This window comes from Pedobacter sp. UBA5917, assembly GCF_002432345.1.
In the GTDB taxonomy this organism is placed as follows: domain Bacteria; phylum Bacteroidota; class Bacteroidia; order Sphingobacteriales; family Sphingobacteriaceae; genus Pedobacter.
In genome coordinates this window covers 1-18061 of the sequence record NZ_DJDT01000010.1, presented here as the reverse complement: position 1 = coordinate 18061, position 18061 = coordinate 1, and the positions used below count along the sequence as shown (strand labels likewise).

The 18061-nt window shown below is 38.8% G+C and carries 11 protein-coding genes; 6 read left to right on the top strand and 5 right to left on the bottom strand.

All coding sequences use genetic code 11. The annotated features are described in order from the left end of the window. Positions 1–500: 500 nt before the first annotated feature. The 3 genes from B2V92_RS00800 to B2V92_RS00790 form a co-directional block, all read right to left on the bottom strand. A complete protein-coding gene (locus tag B2V92_RS00800) occupies positions 501–2486 on the bottom strand; it encodes a M1 family metallopeptidase (protein ID WP_293303926.1) in 1986 nt (661 codons plus the stop codon). A 118-nt stretch (positions 2487–2604) separates the two neighbouring features. Continuing rightward, the gene (locus tag B2V92_RS00795; protein WP_293303925.1) at positions 2605–3345 is read right to left on the bottom strand and encodes a carboxypeptidase-like regulatory domain-containing protein; all 741 of its coding nucleotides are present in this window, start codon (positions 3343–3345) and stop codon (positions 2605–2607) included. 68 nt (positions 3346–3413) lie between these two features. Further along, positions 3414–3761 carry a Spx/MgsR family RNA polymerase-binding regulatory protein gene (locus B2V92_RS00790; protein ID WP_293303924.1) on the bottom strand — a complete coding sequence of 116 codons (348 nt, stop codon included), beginning with the start codon at positions 3759–3761 and terminating at the stop codon, positions 3414–3416. Between the two features lie 418 nt (positions 3762–4179). Between B2V92_RS00790 and B2V92_RS00785 the strand changes: the two genes are divergently transcribed. The 3 genes from B2V92_RS00785 (at position 4180) to B2V92_RS00775 (ending at position 6987) form a co-directional block, all read left to right on the top strand. Continuing rightward, entirely contained in the window at positions 4180–5712 is a 1533-nt protein-coding gene (locus B2V92_RS00785) for a sensor histidine kinase (RefSeq protein ID WP_293303922.1), read from the top strand. Positions 5713–5949: 237 nt separating this feature from the next. Then, positions 5950–6252 (top strand): GIY-YIG nuclease family protein, encoded by a 303-nt coding sequence (locus B2V92_RS00780; protein WP_293303921.1) that lies wholly within the window; start codon positions 5950–5952, stop codon positions 6250–6252. Between the two features lie 60 nt (positions 6253–6312). Continuing rightward, positions 6313–6987 carry a LytR/AlgR family response regulator transcription factor gene (locus B2V92_RS00775; RefSeq protein ID WP_293303919.1) on the top strand — a complete coding sequence of 225 codons (675 nt, stop codon included), beginning with the start codon at positions 6313–6315 and terminating at the stop codon, positions 6985–6987. 262 nt (positions 6988–7249) lie between these two features. On the opposite strand, the gene B2V92_RS00770 is transcribed toward B2V92_RS00775, so the two are convergent. Continuing rightward, positions 7250–13684, bottom strand: a complete 6435-nt coding sequence (locus B2V92_RS00770) for an alpha-2-macroglobulin family protein (RefSeq protein ID WP_293303917.1) — start codon at positions 13682–13684, stop codon at positions 7250–7252. 164 nt (positions 13685–13848) lie between these two features. Here B2V92_RS00770 and ribH point away from each other — a divergent pair, with 164 nt between their 5' ends. Together ribH and ytxJ are read left to right on the top strand one after the other, a co-directional pair. After that, entirely contained in the window at positions 13849–14340 is a 492-nt protein-coding gene (ribH, locus tag B2V92_RS00765) for a 6,7-dimethyl-8-ribityllumazine synthase (protein WP_025145257.1), read from the top strand. 270 nt (positions 14341–14610) lie between these two features. Then, positions 14611–14943: a bacillithiol system redox-active protein YtxJ gene (ytxJ, locus tag B2V92_RS00760; RefSeq protein WP_293303906.1), complete on the top strand. Its 333-nt coding sequence runs from the start codon at positions 14611–14613 to the stop codon at positions 14941–14943. A gap of 530 nt (positions 14944–15473) precedes the next feature. Here the strand turns inward: ytxJ and B2V92_RS00755 are convergent. After that, positions 15474–16991 (bottom strand): malate:quinone oxidoreductase, encoded by a 1518-nt coding sequence (locus B2V92_RS00755; protein ID WP_293303904.1) that lies wholly within the window; start codon positions 16989–16991, stop codon positions 15474–15476. 396 nt (positions 16992–17387) lie between these two features. On the opposite strand from B2V92_RS00755, the gene B2V92_RS00750 reads away from it, so the two are divergent. Continuing rightward, positions 17388–18061 (top strand): hypothetical protein (locus tag B2V92_RS00750; RefSeq protein WP_293303902.1); only part of this gene is annotated, 674 nt, incomplete at its 3' end.

Here is an 18061-nt window from a genome sequence, read left to right as displayed (position 1 = left end):
TCAAGAATGCTACGCATTTTGGAGCGCCAAAGTACCCAAAGCGCTTCGTCAATCCAGCAATGTGCGCTCACACAAGGCCCATGCGCATCAAAAAAACAGCGGCACCTTGTTTAATCAGTTTTTTATTTATTTTCTTTTGTCTGATTGAGCCCTTCGGGGTTTGTGCAGCAACTACTCGGTTAACGGTTCAGCTAAAACAGCACAAAACCACTGTGTTTCATGTTTGGTAGTACTAATTGTTCTATTTTGCAACTGTTTTTTTGATTCCCCCGCACTTGGGATTGACGGGCGTTCTTCGGTAAAATCTGTTTGTTTTTCAAAGCAAGCTAGCATAGCGCCTTAAAAAGATGTGTCCAAACGATAGGATTTTCATATCGGGATCAGGGTCTACCATGTTTCTAAAGACCTTGATCCAGACACAATAAATCCTGACCAATTTGCAATAAAAAAAGCCTTCTGATCTTTTAAAATCAGAAGGCTTTAAATTATTTAACGAAAGCTTAGTTGCCTGTTGCTGTCCATGTATCATTATCAGGGTTCGAATCAGGTAATACTTTATTTGGATCTAAAGTTACCGATTCAATTTCTTCTGTTGTTGGATAACGTACCAACCAGCTGGTGTTTTTCATCCAAACATCAACAGGAACTTTTACGATATCGGTTTTACCACTTTTGGTTTTGATCTGGATGATAATCGGCATCGGCATTCTTTCGAGGTTAACAACTTTAATGGTATAACCTACCAGTTTATCATCTTTTTTAACCTGCTCAACCGCAGCAATGCCCTGGTCCATTTTCCAGTTGTTTAACCACCAGCTTCTCCAGAACCAGGCTAAATCTTCGCCTGCGCCGTTTTCCATCGAGCGGAAAAAGTCAAAAGGTGTTGGGTGTTTAAATACCCAGTTTTTAATGTACTGGCGGAAAGCATAATCAAAGCGGTCTTCACCCAAAATCTGGTTTCTTAAAATATCCAAACCCCATCCCGGTTTGCTGTACAGGTTATTACCGATGTTTCTTTCAGTCATACCATCAGGCATTAACATAATATTTTCGAAAACCGGGTTACCAATTACATTTTTACCTATACGATGTAAATCTGCCGGAGGAGTAGCATATTCACCATTATTAAAGTTTTTCTTAGAGATACCATTGATGAAAGTATTAAAACCTTCGTCCATCCAACCATATTTACGTTCGTTTGAGCCTACAATCATCGGGAACCAGGTATGGCCAAATTCGTGATCGATTACACCCCATGCACTGCCTTTTTTAGCTGTCCAGCCGCAGAAAACAATACCGGGATATTCCATACCTCCAATATTGGTTGCTACGTTAACAGCCATTGGATAAGGATACTCGAACCATTTTGATGAATAATGTTCGATGGTTGATTTTACGTATTCTACGCCACGGCCATAAGAATCAACACCGTTGCTTTCTACCGGTTGTGCAGAAACGGCTAAGCCGGTTTTACCACTTGGCAGTTTATACCGTGCAGCATCCAATACAAATGCTTTTGATGAAGCCCAGGCCGCATCGCGTGCATTGGTTATTTTAAATTTCCATGTCAATTTATCTTTAGCCGGACGCGATTTTGGATCGGTTACTTCTGCTTCTGTACGGATATGCACAGTAGCATCGCTCAATTTGGCTTCGTTCCATCTTTTTAACTGTTCTGGTGTAAACACCTCTGCAGGGTTCAATAATTCGCCAGACCCCATTACAATATGGCTTGCTGGTGCAGTAATGGCAAAGTTGATATCGCCATATTCGCAATAAAACTCACCACCGCCCCAATAAGGCAAAGTATTCCAGCCAATTACATCATCATACACGCACATACGCGGAAACCATTGAGCAATAGCAAAGATTTCGCCATTTTTAGTGGTTAAATGGCCCGTCCTGTCCGATCCTTCTTTAGGTACGATATACGAGTAATCCATTTTAATGGTTACAATATCGCCGTTTGCTGCCAATGGCTGATCTAAACGGATCTGCATGCGTGTATCTTCTACCAGAGAAGTGAATTTTACAGCACCTGCTTTTTGCGCTACACTGATGTTCTGGATTTTATAGCCACCATCAAATTTTTCGCCCTGTGCACCATAACGGCTGCGTGATGGGGTAATGGCATAACCACGTGAAGTTTCTTTAAAAGTATTCTGGTCTAGCTGTAACCATAAATATGGTAATTTATCAGGACTGTTGTTTTTGTAGGTTATGGTAACCGTTCCCGAAACCATATTTTTGGCATCGTCGAGATTGGCGGTAATATTATAATCTACACGGTTTTGCCAGTATTTTGGGCCAGGTGCGCCAATTGCCGAGCGGAATTCGTTTCCATTTTGGGTATAAAATAACGGGCCAAATGCTTCAGCTGGATTGTAATTGGTAGCTGGTGCAGGTGTTGTAGCCTGCTGTGCCGATGCCGAAAAAGCAAAAACACAACAAACCAAACAAAAATTAATCAGTTTAGTCAATTTCATGATAATAATAAGGTTGTAATACTGCGGTAAATATAAAAAATAACCACATACGGATCTGTATGTGGTTATAATGTTACTAATAACGGGTATAATATGATTAAATAGGAGTTATGTAAACTTAATTACCTTTTAGTTTAGGCAAATCCTGTAATTTTCTTTCCTGAGGAGTTAATTTTTTCCATGCCACAAAAGCACGCGAGATATAGAAAGCATAACGGAATGGTCTTTCGCCCTTTACAGCTTCTATAGATGGTCTATAAATAATCATAAAGTTTTTAAGCTCCTCTCCTTCGAGTTTGGTAAGATCGGTAATGGCTTTTGGCGTAAAATTTTCGTCGATTTCCTGTTGGTACATTTCCTTTTCTTCTAAATCGGCCTCTTTACGCTGCTGTCTTTTGTATTTGCCATAACCCAGGTTCAGGTTTAAGCCCCCAACCTTATCAGTCATACGTTTACGGTTTAAGTTACCGCCTGTACTTAGCAAGGTATATTTTTCGGCCAAAGGATCTTTGGCATCGGTAATCTGGCTGTTCATCCTCACCGCACTTACTTCTACATCATTTAAACTGTTCGTTTTAACCGGAAGGTAAATCGTGCGGTTTAACAGGTTGGTTAAATATAAGGTATCGGTATGATAGCCTACTGCAGAAAATTCGATAAGATCGCCAATATTTGCAGCAATGGTATACTTACCTTCTTTGTTTGTACTTACTGATTTTTTGCTGTTCAGGTTCCTTACCGAAACACCAGGAAGAGAAAGTGTTTTTTTCGTAAAATCGAAAACTGTACCTGTAGTTACCGTTTGAGCAAATGCGCCGATAGGCAGGGCAAGCAATAGAAAAATGATCAGTTTGTACATACTCAAAAGTAATTTAGTTCGACGTTTAAAATCTGCTTTTAACAAACTTTAACATTAGAACAAATGAATTAGGCTAGTGTTTTTAAATAATTGTCATCGTCAAATCCAATTAATATGGCTTTGTTGTTCTCCTCAATAATCGGGCGTTTTATGGCACTCGTATTCTCTTTTAAATAAGCCACAGCCAATGCCTGATTATCGATTTTTGTCTGCTCCTCTTTGCTTAGTTTTTTCCAGGTTAAACCTTTTCTGTTCAGCACGGTTTCCCAGCCAAAAGTATTGCACCATTCGTTCAACTTCTCTTCGGTTATGCCTTTTTTCTTAAAATCATGAAATTCGAAATCAACCTGATGGTCTTTTAACCAATCGAGCGATTTTTTAACTGTATTGCAATTTGGAATTCCGTAAACGGTCATATTGAATGTGTGAATTTTGAATGGGTAAATGATAAATGGAAAATGTATAATGGGTGATGGAAAATAACCCGTTTCAAAGATAGCAAAAAATGGAAGGGAATAATATTCAATAATCAAATTCCAATAACCAATTCGTAATAATCAATGACCAATTCCCTATAACCAACGGCAACCGCGTTAACTTACTTTGACAATCTCTTGGCATCAGGCCTATAAGATTGTCAAAGTTTAGATTAATAAACCAGGGAAAAATGGATGATGTAAAATGGATGATGTAATTGTAAACCAGATCTTAAAATCCAATAACCCTATAAATCCCGATCAATCCTATTCATTCGTCACATTTTTTGCCCCATCCATCACATTTTAAAGATCACAATCAATTCTCTTCGTAAAATTGCACATAAACTAAAACGACATGGAAATTATTTCGGGTAAACCATATACTACCAAAAACATCAACCAGCTTGAATTTTGGATTTCGACCACCTTATTTATCCTGGCCTTGATCAGTATCTGCACGCAAACAACTTATGGCGGTGGTGGTTCTTACCGTTTTGCAGAACATTCGGTTGAGTATAGCATCGTTCAGAATTTCTTTCTGCCCGAAATATTCAAAATCAGTACGCTTTACTTTAGTTTTTTATGTTTTAATTTTGTTTCGATGCCCCAACTGGCGAGGAAAAAGAACGTAACCATGAACTTAATCTTTACGGTTGCTGTTACCTTCATTTCTATCCTTGTATGGATGATAGCCAACACTTATTCGGAAGCATACCGCCTGGTAGAATATGATGATATAGAAAACGCATACGATATATTTTTTGGTGAAGCCTTTACCTACATTTTCTTTATTTACCTGCTGTTTAATACTTATGCCTATTTTAACGAACGGGGCATGGAACTTTTTGAACACATCCAATTTTTAAAAGGCTACAATAAAAACATTATTTCAGAGATTTTTGTAAGTACAAGGATCTGGCTCATTACCCTCATGCTTTTTTCGGCAGTGCTTTCGATAAGGATTGATTACGAAATATTGGTGGTATGGATTATTGTTCCGCCCGTAAATATCATCTTTGCCTTTTGCGCCATTTATTACATCATTCCAAACCTGAGAAAGAATTTTAAAGGTTTTGGCCGGTATTTCTGGGGAAATTTAGGTTTAACCATTATTGTTTCGCTACTGCTTTTAATTGTGCTTATTCCTTTTATGCATAACAGGAACATTGTACCTATTACATTGATTTTAAACGCAATATGTTTAATCTGCATTACCACACCATCTGCATGGTACATTTACAAACATAAATTTGAGAAACTGAGCGAAATACAGATGCTTAAAACCGAGCTGGGCAAATCGGATGCCAACCTGAATTTCCTAAAGTCGCAGATCAATCCACACTTCTTATTTAATGCCCTTAATACCCTGTTTGGCACTGCCCTGCAGGAAAATGCCGAGCGTACTGGAGAAGGTATACAGAAATTGGGCGATATGATGCGCTTTATGCTCCATGAAAACACACAGGATAAAATTTCGTTAACCCGTGAGGTAGAATACCTGAACAATTATATTGATCTGCAGAAACTCCGCACTTCGCGTTCGGCAGATATCAGGATCGAAGCCAATATTGAAGAGCAGCTGAACAACCTGCAGATTACTCCCATGCTGCTGATCCCATTTATCGAAAATGCTTTTAAACACGGTATTAGTCTGCAGCAGCCATCTTATATTAAAATTACCCTGCAAACAAAAGAAAAGACTTTGTATTTTGATGTAAGCAACAGTATTTACATTAAGGCAGATAACGATCCGGAGAAATTAAAAAGCGGCATCGGACTCGAAAATGTAAAACAACGCTTATCGTTGCTTTATTATGGAAAACATGAATTAATTATCCGCGAGAGTGCAAACGAGTTTTTTGTTCATTTAACATTACAGTTGGATTAATACTACTTTTATCAAATTGTCATGCTGAGCGGAGTCGAAGCGTATTTACCTGAACTACCCGCAAGAGATCCTTCGACTCCGCTCAGGATGACAGTATAGATGGAAGATATTGCGAAATAAAACACCAGGCGATTTGTCACGCTGAGCGGAGTCGAAGCGTAATAGCGAAATTTTAAGTTATTATTCAAATTTGGTATATTTATCCATCAGCCTTTTAGGATGATAGATAGAAGTAAAATGAAAACATACACCGTCTATATTTTAAAGTGTGCTGATAACTCTTATTACACAGGAGTTACCAACGATATAGACAGAAGGCTTTATGAACACGAAAATGCAATAAACCCAAACTGTTATACAGCTAACAAAAGACCGTTAATCTTAGTATTTTGCGAACATTTTGAAGACATTAATGACGCCATTGAATTTGAAAAACAAGTTAAAGGCTGGACCAGAAAAAAGAAAGAGGCCATCATAAGCGAAAACTGGGATAAACTTAAAGAACTATCTGTTTGCAAAAATATTTACCAGTCATACTAATTTCACTAAATTATAGACTTCCCATATGTTCAGCCTAACAAAAACAAATAAAACACAAAAATGATTGCCATTGCTATAGATGATGAACCGATTGCGCTGGATATTATAAAATCGCATGCCTCAAAAGTTCCGTTTGTAGAGTTGGTTCAAACCTTTACCGATGCCTTTGCGGCCATTACTTACCTGCAGCATAATAAGGTTGATCTGATTTTTCTGGACATTAAAATGCCCGACATCAGCGGTATCGATTTTTTAAAGAGTTTAAGCAAGCCACCAATGGTAATTTTTACCACAGCCTACACCGAACATGCGGTGCAAAGTTTTGAACTTGATGCTGTTGATTATTTGTTAAAACCTTTTTCACTTTCGCGTTTTTTAAAGGCCTGTAATAAAGCCCAGGAACTGTTTAACCTGCGTAACCAGAAACAGGAGGCAAAAACGGAATACATTTTTGTAAAAGACGGTTATGAACAAATTAAAGTGGAATTGGAAGATATCCTTTATGTGGAAGCCTCCGGAAATTATACACAGCTCCAGTTAAAAGACAAACTCTTAAGTTCACGCATTACCATAAACGACCTCGCCGAGCTGTTGCCAAAAGCAGATTTTATCCGCTGTCACAGGGCTTTTATTGTAGCCAAAAACAAAGTATCCAAATTCGACCGCAGTCAGATTTGGATAGGTGATAGGATTATTCCTATCGGCGCAACTTATGGTGGGATCCAGTTAAATTAGCATTCGGATTTTAATTTCGCTTCTTAATCTAACACGCCATAGTCCTCGTTTGTAACGAGGATTTTCGAGAAGTGCATTTATAATGCACCTGGAAAAGGTAATTTATAAAGCGATAAAATCGCTTTTCTCATACATCCCGATTGCAAATCGGGACGATGTTATTCTAATAAACCTCGTAGGCTTTAAAACGGCGTAGCCCTCAATGAGGCCTTCGGAAATAAATAGTAAGAAACGGATTAAACCTGCGAGGTTTGTAGCCCGTTTATTTTACAGTAACCCTAATCCCTGCCGAATGCGTGGTAAATTCGGGTGCATACATGCTCTGTAAACTCGTAATCCCATTCGAGAAGTTTCCGGCATGGGTAACCCGTAACGGATATTCGAATACGTAAGTTCCCTTTGGCATATAGCTGATAAAGAAATTTGTTGAAACATCTTTGGTGCTTTCGTAATAACCCAAACCATCCTGATATTTATATTGCGAGATCACATTTACAGGTTCGAAACCCGATGAACGCATATCTTTTAAATGCAGGTATTCCATATCCCTGTCGCAATAAATTTCGATACGCACTTTCAATAAATCGCCCGGTGTTAAAACATTGGTTGCTGTTAGCGGCGTTAACTCATTTCCTTTATTGGTTGCGCTTTGTAGAAACAACTGCTTTTTAATCCTGATACCGGTATTGGCGGATGTTATTTTATCCAGCTGCTCAAAATATTGCCAGTATAATGCGCCCCAGGCAATATTTTGGTTATTGTTTTTCACCACTACCTTTCCCATTTCAGGTTTTACTGCTGTGCCAGGGATGGTTGTTTTTTGATAGCCAGTTCCGGCTTCTTTTGTTGCGCCCGGTTGCTGTAAATCTTCGAGTTTCTGGGCACCAATGGTAATTTCTGGTGCTTTACTTTCACTCAACAGATCAGTGCCTCTCATTAATAAAGCATAACAGGCGGCCGCAGTAGCTTTGGTTGTTTTCCAATCGTTGGTCTGTTTGTTTTTGAGCAGCCAGATTTTCATTTCCTCTACCGCTCTAATATCCTTTGCTACTTCGTCATAAGCCTCGATCAATAAAGATTGCGTTTCTACCGGACTTTGGTACCACCACCAACCAGCTTTATTGGTGGCCCAGTACATGCCCATTTCATCATTTTGCTGTGCGGTTTGGTTCAATAGGGTGATGATTTTTTTCGCTTCTCCATTATTTCCGTTCCTGTTAAGTACCAAAGCTGTTTGCGCCAACTGATAGGTATCGAAGGTTTTCCAGTTGGCCATTAACTTTTTGAGGTAAAATTCTTTGGTCTTTACAAAATCAGGGCTGCTATTTTTCTGATCGGTATAACTTCTGGCAAAGAGGTAATGTAGGGGCAAATAGGCAAAACGTTTACCTTTCACCTCATCCTTATAATCTTTAACCAAGGCCGCATCCAAATAAACAATGGCTTTATTGAGCATCGTATTAAAACCTGGATAGGCTTTTTCATCAATCAGTTTCAGCTTTTTTAACTGCCCCATGCCCAAAACAATATGCTGGGTAATGTAACGGTCTTCCTGCATGCCACTAAACCACGGAAAAGCGCCATTATTATACTGCATTTTCTGTAATTTTTCAAAATTGCTTTTCAGCTCGTAGATCATTTTGTTTAGATCGAAAAGCACAGCTAAACGTTTTTTACGTTCAGTTTCGTTATCAGCATTACGCACCCAGGGGGTTTCTTCGAGTAAAATTGATTTTAACTCCTGGTTTTTCTCCAGGTTCGACAATAATGCTTCCCCGTTATTGGTATTTTTCCACTGCTCGAAAACAGTTTTGATTTTTGGCGATGAATTAATAATCCCTGTTGCAAAACTATTGGCATAAAAACGGCTGAAAGTTTGCTCGGCACACTCGTAAGGATATTCCATTAAATAAGGTAATGCCTGTACGGCATACCAAACAGGGTTTGAAGTAAACTCGAAGGTTAAACTTTGGTTACGTAAGGTTTTGGAGTCGCCGGATTTTTCGAGCTTTTCGAAATTGAATGTTTTGGTACTGTTACCGCGCACATTTACCGGCATAGTTTCGGTTACCAAGATGGCATTTGGCAAAACCGGTATGGTATTTTCTTCTCCGTCAGAATAACTGGCCGATTGCGCCACCAACCTGTAGGTAATGGCACCAATACCTGAAGGAATAACCAATGACCATTTTAAAGATTGGTTGCCATTATTGGCCAATTGAAATTTTTGAGATGCTGTTACATTTTTGGCAAAAACCGAAATCTCTTTACCCGTAAGTGCGTCCTTCAGCATTAAAACTGCATCTCCACCAACTTGTTTTCCCGATAGGTTGTTCAATTTGGCACTGAACGAAATGGTATCGCCTTCGCGGAAAAAACGCGGGGCATTGGCAGAGATCGAAAGCTGTTTTTGGGTAACCAGTTCCTTTGTAATTAAAGCAGTTTTTAAATCTTTGGTATGGGCAAAACCCATCATTTTATAGCGCGTTAAAGATTGCGGTATGGTAAACTCAATAAAAATCTCTCCTGCAGCATTGGTTTGTAACTGCGGATAGAAAAACGCTGTTTCGTTAAAGTTTGTACGGGGAGTTACTGCCGGTTTTACTATCCGTTTGCCATTAACATATTGGGTACCTGTTTTCGCATCGTAACCATTTATGCTTACAAAATCGTATACCTTATTGTCCTCAACTACAACTAATTTATCTTTTAACAATTCGGGCAAAGGCGCACCATCTGCCGTATACCCTACGCCTTTTGTTCTAATTTCTCTTAAAACCACACTTTGCGGCGCCAGTTCCTGCCTTATTTCCATATCAAAAGCCTGAACGCTTCCGGTAGCCACAGTTTTCTTTTGCGAACCATAAGCCACTACCGAAACCTCGTTTAACCCTTTACCATCTTCTTCTAATTTGAAGTTTATCCTTTTTACATCCCTAACTTTGGTAAAAGATCGGTTATAGCCCAAAAATCCGGCACTAATCTCCTCTCCAACCTTTGCATCGATGCTGTAAATCCCATAGCTATCTGCAGTGGCTTTTTTATTTCCCGATTTAACTAATGCCCCAGGTATGCCATAACCATCCTTGTCGGTTACCACTCCATATACTTTACCGCTCAGCTTTAACTTTGCGAGTTTCTCTGTTGCAGCCTTGGCATTTCCCTTGCGCTTTGTGGCCTCTATTTCAGCTAAATATTGATTGTAGCCAGCCTTAAAATCGTAGTGATTAAATCTGAATCCATAGAAATTTATTGATTCATAATCTCTTTTGATTATTTCGTAATAACCCGGATAACTTTTTAAAAACCAGGGCTCATCCCCGGTGGATAAGTTATTAAGGGTGTATTTCCAGTTATAGTTGTAATAATTATATTTTGGTGTTCTGATTTTATCCCAATTCATCCCCCTTAAATCATCGAGCGATGCATCGTATAATGAAGCCACCATTTCGGCCATCTGCTTTTCACCCTTTTTATTGCTGATGCTAAGTTTCCAGTTTTCTTTTTCGCCAGGCTGAAGTTTATCCCTAAAAGTTAAAAATTTAATCTCGATGTCTTCTTCCTTATCTATTATTGCAACCTCGTTCATCGATTGCGAAATTCTTCCATTCTGCACCAGCGTAAACTGTACGGCGAAACCATCTGCCCAGCCTGCCAAAGGCTTAATATTTACAGAAGTTTGCTTTTGCGTAATACTGATCCACTTTTTTTCAGCAACCTGATCTTTGTAATATACCTCGTAATAGGCCTTTGCATTTGGCGCAACACTGGCCAACCTGAAAACGGCGGCTTCTTTTGGCGTAATGGTAGTTTTCTCTGCTACCAACCATTCGCTGCCCAATAAGATTTTTTCTAAGCCACTGCCATATACCCTCACAATTCTTTCTACAGTAACGGTATCCTGATCCTGATTAGTTGCCTTGAACCTGATTTTGTAATAACCTGAAGAAATTTTATTGGTGTTTACGGCAATTTCACCAGTTCCCAGATCGCTATTTAATTGCTGTGCAAAATCAATCTTCACAGCTTTCCAGTTTGCCGGAGTTCCATCTCCATCATAATCTTCGTTCGGGAAATCTTTTAAAAATTCGGCTTTGGTGATATTGTATTTCTCTGTTTTCTTTATATTGGGATTGGTATTTGGATAGATAATCCGCTCAGGACTGGCTAATTTAAACCATTCGGTATTAATTTTTGCTTTTATCGGCTCCCCGTTAATGTTCGTTACCCTGAAGGTAATACTATCGTTTTTTGGGGAAGGAAAAAATTGAGTGGGCGAAAATACATGCAACAGTACATCATTCTTTGCGGCACTTACCACAAATGCTTTCGATTTCGTTTCGCCGTTCACATCCGTAATGTCTACCTGCAACTGGTAAGAATATCCATTTACATTATCATTTTCTACAGTAGCCAGGAAATCGATATTAAAAACTCCACCAGTTTTGGTTTCTGTTGTACCAGATGCAATCTGTTTACTGCGGTCGAACGGCTGGATCATATAATTTGGCCCCAGCATATTGCGGTTAATGGTGTATTTTACCCTGGCACCCGATACGGCATAACCCGCAAAACTGAGCGCCTTCCCTCCAACACTTATGCTATCGCCCAGCTTATATTTTTTGTTTAACTTATCGAATACAATTTCAAATGTTGGCCTTTTGTATTCTTCTACCTGGATATAAGCGCTTCCGTAAGCGGTATTAATGCTCATCTGGCCATTTAATTTGCCGATAGGAATAGTAAAGCTACCCTGAAAAGTACCATATTCGTTGGTAATTTTTGCTGTTTTTTCAATCTCTTTCCAATTTACATCCTTAAAAGTAATATCAACGCTTTTTTCTTTCAGAATATGGTTTTTGTCGTTTTTATATTCAAAATAAATTCCTTTATAATAAACCGTTTGGCCGGGGCGATAAATTGGCCGGTCGGTAAAGATCACCACTTTCTCATTGGTCGACAGATTCCTGTAAATACGATCCTGAATGCCCAATATCACCGAATCGGCTCTATAACTTAATGCCATTCTGTTTACAGAGATATTTAGTGTGCTTTCGGCAAAACCATTTTTATCAGTATATATTGTTCCTTTACCTTTCAGCACATATTTACCATTGGCATATTCGCCTTGTTTTTCTTTTATTACCGCCTTTTCTACCGGCTCTCCTGTTGTGCTGTTTGCAACAAAATATTGATGGTTAAGTATACCCGAAATCCTGTTGGTAACAGCCAGATTGGTAACGTTTATGCAGGCGAAATTATAAGCACTATTTTTATCATCCGGATGGAGTGTGCTTTGGGCAATAATAACGTAACGGCCTATTTCAAGGCTTTCAATTTTATCCATCAAAGTATGTTCCTGATAATCGTTGCTATCCGGCAAAATTACAGCCCATTGTTTAACGGCTTTATTCTCTGCCAAAAATTTGTTATATGTTTCTTTATTGGTGTTTAAATCATCCTGTTCGAAATATCGCTTAGGCTTATAGAGTTTTAGGTAAACCGTATCTACATTTCTGTACCTGAAATATAGCTGTGCCGGCTTTCCAGGCTGGATAAATTCATTTACACTAAAGTTTATGGTTTTTTGACTAATATCGGCAATCAGTTTTTCCGAATTTTTGGCACCTATACTATTCGGATATGCTTTAATGGCCCGGTTTGCAATTTCTATCAATTCTTTAAGGTCTACTTTTTTATCAGGTCCAACAGCATATCGGCCCTCATATTTTTTAGATGCAAGCTGAAAAAGTACATCTGCGTAGATCTCGGATCTTTCGGCATATCCGGCCAGTTTCTGTAACGATTGATAGTACAATTCGTTTTTATCCGCCCTGGTGCTCCTTAAATAAACATAATTTAATCTTTTTAAATCTGCATCTGCCACAGCTCCAATATTTTGCGTGTTTGCATGCATTTTGATCAATACCTGATAAATGCCCAGCGCTTTCGCATTGAAAGAAGTACTATCTTTTTGTGGGATATTTATTGCCAGAAAGGAGTTATGATCGCCAAACCATTTTGCATCATTGAAATCTATTGCTTCGTCGGTTTTATCAATATCGTATCGCGTATTGCTGAAAACAGTTAGCGCACGGTGGGCCAAAACATCATAAAGTTTTGGCCTCAGGTACCGGTTGTAATTGTCGCCGGTCATCATTTCGCTCAAACTGTCTATTTTGGTTTTCTGCAACAATTCTATTTCCTGCAGCGAGGCCAAGTAATACTTCATACTTTCTTCAGTGAGTTTATTCATCGACCACGTTTTAATATCATCGCCCAAATCAGACTTAACATTGGTACGGTTTAAGGAATTATAATAATGCTGTTCATAATAACTCCAATAGCTTTCGGCCAATAAAGATTGTAGAATACTTTTAGCAGGTTGTTTCGCAACTTTTATATCTTCTTTTAACTGTTTGATCATTTTCAAAAAAGCATCTTCTTCCAAATACCCCACAAACAACATGCGGTACATCACGCTTTTAATCAGAGTAGGCGTATTTCCATCAAGCCGTGCCTGGGTATTCACCTTTTCAACAAGAGCAAGGCCATCTTTTGGCTTTGCAGCACTGGCCAGCGAATCTATTTTTTTAAAGCTACTTTTATAAAAAACAGCCTTATTTTGGGCAGATGCTTCGAATGAAAGCGTAAAAAAAATGAGGAATGTGATGATAGATTGTAGAGCGTTTTTCATGGTTCGGTCTTTAAATAGAAGATGGAATGCACAAAGAAATTCCATAATGATTTAAATATTATCTGATGATTACCCTAAGGTACAGATTAACAGCTAAAAATAATCTTACAACATTTAAACATTAACCTCTTTTAACATAAGTTGCTTAGCGTTATCTTTGCCCCATGTCAACACAATTAAAAAATCTATCTGATTTCTCGCATACCACCGTTCCAAGTGGTGCAAACTATAAATTCGGGATCATTGTTGCCGAGTGGAATGCCGAAATTACCGGTGCTTTGTACAACGGTGCACTAAAAACGCTTTTGGCAAATGGTGTTGCCGAAGAAAATATCATTTCTTTACCGGTACCCGGAAGTTTTGAGTTAACCGGTGGTGCAGAAATCCTGTTGAGCAAAAGAAGCGATATTGATGCGGTAATCTGTTTAGGCTGTGTAATACAGGGCGATACCAAACATTTCGATTTTATCTGTGATGCAGTAGCCCAGGGTGTAACCAATGTTGGCATAAAATATAGCAAACCGGTTATTTTTGGGGTGTTAACCACTAATAACCTGGAGCAGGCACAAGACCGTGCAGGTGGCAAACATGGCAATAAAGGCGACGAAGCTGCGATTACCGCGATTAAAATGGCCGATTTTTCTGCACAGATTTAAACTTGTATTTTAATAATTATTTGTAACTTAGAAGTTTAAAATTTATCAAAAATTACGGATGAAAAAAGTAGCCATCTTACTATTGGCGGTGTTCTGCACCATTACCATTTTAGAATCTTGTTCTTCTAAACTTTGTCCTGCCTACGGATCATATCCAGAAGGAAAACGCAGAAGAAACTAAGCTTCCACATCTACTATCTTCATATTCAGGTCATTTGCAGAACTTTATTCAACTGCAGGTGTTAATCCTGTAAACAATAATATAATATCATGACTTGGGTTAACTTAACTTCAGTAGAACAGCTTGATGAGATAAAAAACGCAAGTGGTTTTAGTCTTATTTTTAAGCACAGCACGCGTTGTTCCATCAGCTTAATGGCGAAAAAGAATTTCGAATTCGATTGGGATGTGATTCCGGCAGATACAGAATTGTACTTTTTAGACCTGATCAGCTACCGCGACATCTCGAACAAAATTGCCGAAATATTCCAGGTAGCACACCAATCGCCACAGATTTTATTGATCAAAAACGGCGATTGCGTATTGGAGGCATCACACAGCGATATTTCTGCCGAAGAGGTTGCTGAAGTGATTGCAGCATAATTGTAAAAAGAATTTTAAGCAAAAGGGTATTCGAGCAATTGGATACCCTTTTTTTGGGGATAAAATGTATTCCTTTTTCAGAAAAGCAATATCTTGTTTTTCATCGGTTACGGTAGTCCTGCTGTACACTATAGTTCCGATTGAAAAAATCGGAAGCTGCCATTCCCATCAGGTTTATATCTTTCAGGCCAGTGCACAGAAAACCACCAAACGTTCCTACGGAACGAAGAAGCCTCTTAGCATATTGTTACCTATCAATCGTTCCTCTGGAACGTAGAACTCATCCTCATGAGAGGAACAATGACATTTATAACATTTCGATCTGTATGGACATCAGAAACACATCCATCGTCCCAGCGGGACGACTCATGGGTAGACTCAGATAATTTATTATTTGTGTCGTTCCGCAGGAAGGTTTCGTATATTGAGATTTATGGTTTCGGTCTGTGAGGACACAGACCGAGGATCGGATCAACAAAAAAGGTCCTGATTTTCATCAGAACCTTTAGTACATTTATTACGGTTACAGCTTACGCCACAACAGCATTTTCTATTTTCAATACCTTCGAAGTTTTATTTCTGGTTGCTTTACAAAGTTCGGCATCCTGGGCAAGCGATTTTCCGTAAGTAGGGATCATCTCTTTAATTTTGGCCTGCCATTCGTCGGTCGCTAAATCTTCTGCAAAACAACGGTTCAACAGATCGAGCATAATGGATACCGCTGTTGAAGCGCCTGGAGAAGCGCCTAATAATGCTGCAATTGAACCATCTGCTGCACTAACCACTTCGGTACCGAATTCTAAAATTCCGCCCTGTTTTTCATCTTTTTTAATTACCTGAACACGCTGTCCGGCATATTCTAATTCCCAATCCTTAAGTTCTGCAGTTGGCAAATATTCTTTCAATGCCTCTAACCTATCTTCTGGCGATTGCCTCACCTGTTCGATTAAATATTTCGTTAAATCGAGGTTATGGAGTCCGGCAGAAATCATCGGACGGATATTATTGAATTTAATTGATTTTGGTAAATCCAAAAATGAACCATTTTTAAGGAATTTGGTCGAAAAACCAGCATAAGGACCGAATAACAAAGCCTGTTTGCCGTTAATCATCCTGGTATCCAAATGTGGCACCGACATTGGTGGCGCACCTACCGCTGCTTTTCCATATACCTTTGCGTGGTGTTTTTTAATAATTTCCTCGTTGGTACATTTTAACCATTGTCCGCTTACCGGGAAACCACCAAAACCTTTTCCTTCAGGGATATCCGATTTTTCCAACAATGGTAATGAACCGCCACCCGCACCGATAAATACAAATTTAGCTACGCGTTTGCGTTTATCGCCACTTTCAAGATCTTTAACCTTTACAATCCAGTTGCCATCCTTATTCTTTTTCAGATCGCGGATTTCGTGGTTAAAGTACATGCTAACATTGCTCTGCTCCTTTAAGTTGTTAAACATATCGCGGGTTAAGGTACCGAAGTTAACATCGGTTCCCAGATCCATTTTTGTTGCGGCAACTTTTTCGTTTTTCTTACGACCATCCATAATCAGTGGCGCCCAGGTTTTTACCTGCTCAGCATCTTCGCTATACTGCATATCGCTAAACAGATCGCACTGCGTTAATGCATCGTAACGTTTTTTAAGATAATCGACATTCTTTTTGCCCCATACAAAGCTCATGTGGGGAATATTGCGGATAAAATTGCAAGGATCAGAAACCAGTCCTTTATTTACCAAGTAAGACCAAAACTGCTTAGATACCTCAAAATGTTCTGCAATCTGAACCGCCTTTTTGATTTCAACCGTACCGTCCTTCTTCTCGGGGGTATAGTTTAATTCGCAGAAAGCAGAGTGTCCCGTTCCGGCATTATTCCAGGCATCAGAACTTTCTGCTGCCGCAATATCCAAACGTTCGTAAATTTCTATACTTAAATTGGGCTCTAATTGTTTTAATAAAACACCAAGGGTTGCACTCATGATGCCGGCCCCTATTAAAATTACATCAGCGTCAGTTTTACCAACTGTCTTTTTCTTTTTTGTCATCTTACTTTAAAGGATTTACAAATTTAGGATGATTTTAAACATCCCACGAATTTTAAAGCACTAATTCTTAAAAAAATTGCCTAAAAATTAGAAATATCCCCTTTTCTGATAGGCATTTATCAAAGTTTAGTCCAAAGTTTAAAAGCTCAATCCTTAAATTCAAAAAAGACATTAAAACAACATTAGAAGCGCATTATCAATCTTCCAAAATCCCTCTCGATTACATGATAAATTTTATCATTCTACAGCAAAACCGGTGCGATTTTTAAGAAATTATCAACAAAACATAAAATCCAAACCGAAAAGTCATCCAAATGCCAATAAAAACTTAATTTCTATCTTTTTTCACGACCAAAAACTTAGTTTTATACATCTATTTATAAAGCCGGTTACCTCATGAAAAAATTATTGCTGTTCTGTATTGTACTGTTTTTTATATCATGCTCTAAAGAGAAAACCGATCAGCTCTTGCTCGAACTCGACAAAAAGAAGCTTGCAGAGAACATCAATTACGATAAAATCACCTTTTATAAATTTGCTAAAATAGCCGTACGCTCTACCGCGGTACAGGATACCACCAAGGCCGAATACCAGAAGTTTGGTAAACAGGCCCGGAATTTGGTAAAAACCTTAAATAGTATTAATGGCCGTGGTAATGAAAATATCTCTGTGATTGATGCCCTCAGGATATATAAAGAATACCGCTCGGTTAAACAATTTGTAAAAGAAACGGACGAAGATGCTTTTCCGCTGTTAACCTCCGGTTTTATTGCCATGCATACGGGGTCAAAAACACCAGATCCTTTTTTCAAAGATCCGGATAAAGCTTATTATCAAAATATAGAACATGCCATTTTAAGCATGGCCGTACTGGCCACCAGAGATTTGGGACAGCCTTTTGCATTGTACGAATGCTCCAAAACCCAGCCCGAACTGCTTGATGACTGCGAAATCAAAACCCTGCTCGAATTTGTCCGTGGTTTTCTGTTCTTTAGCAACAGCCTGTTCTATCTCTCGGAAGACGGCCTTTCGAGGAACATTAAATGGCTGGATAAGAACAAAAAAATTCC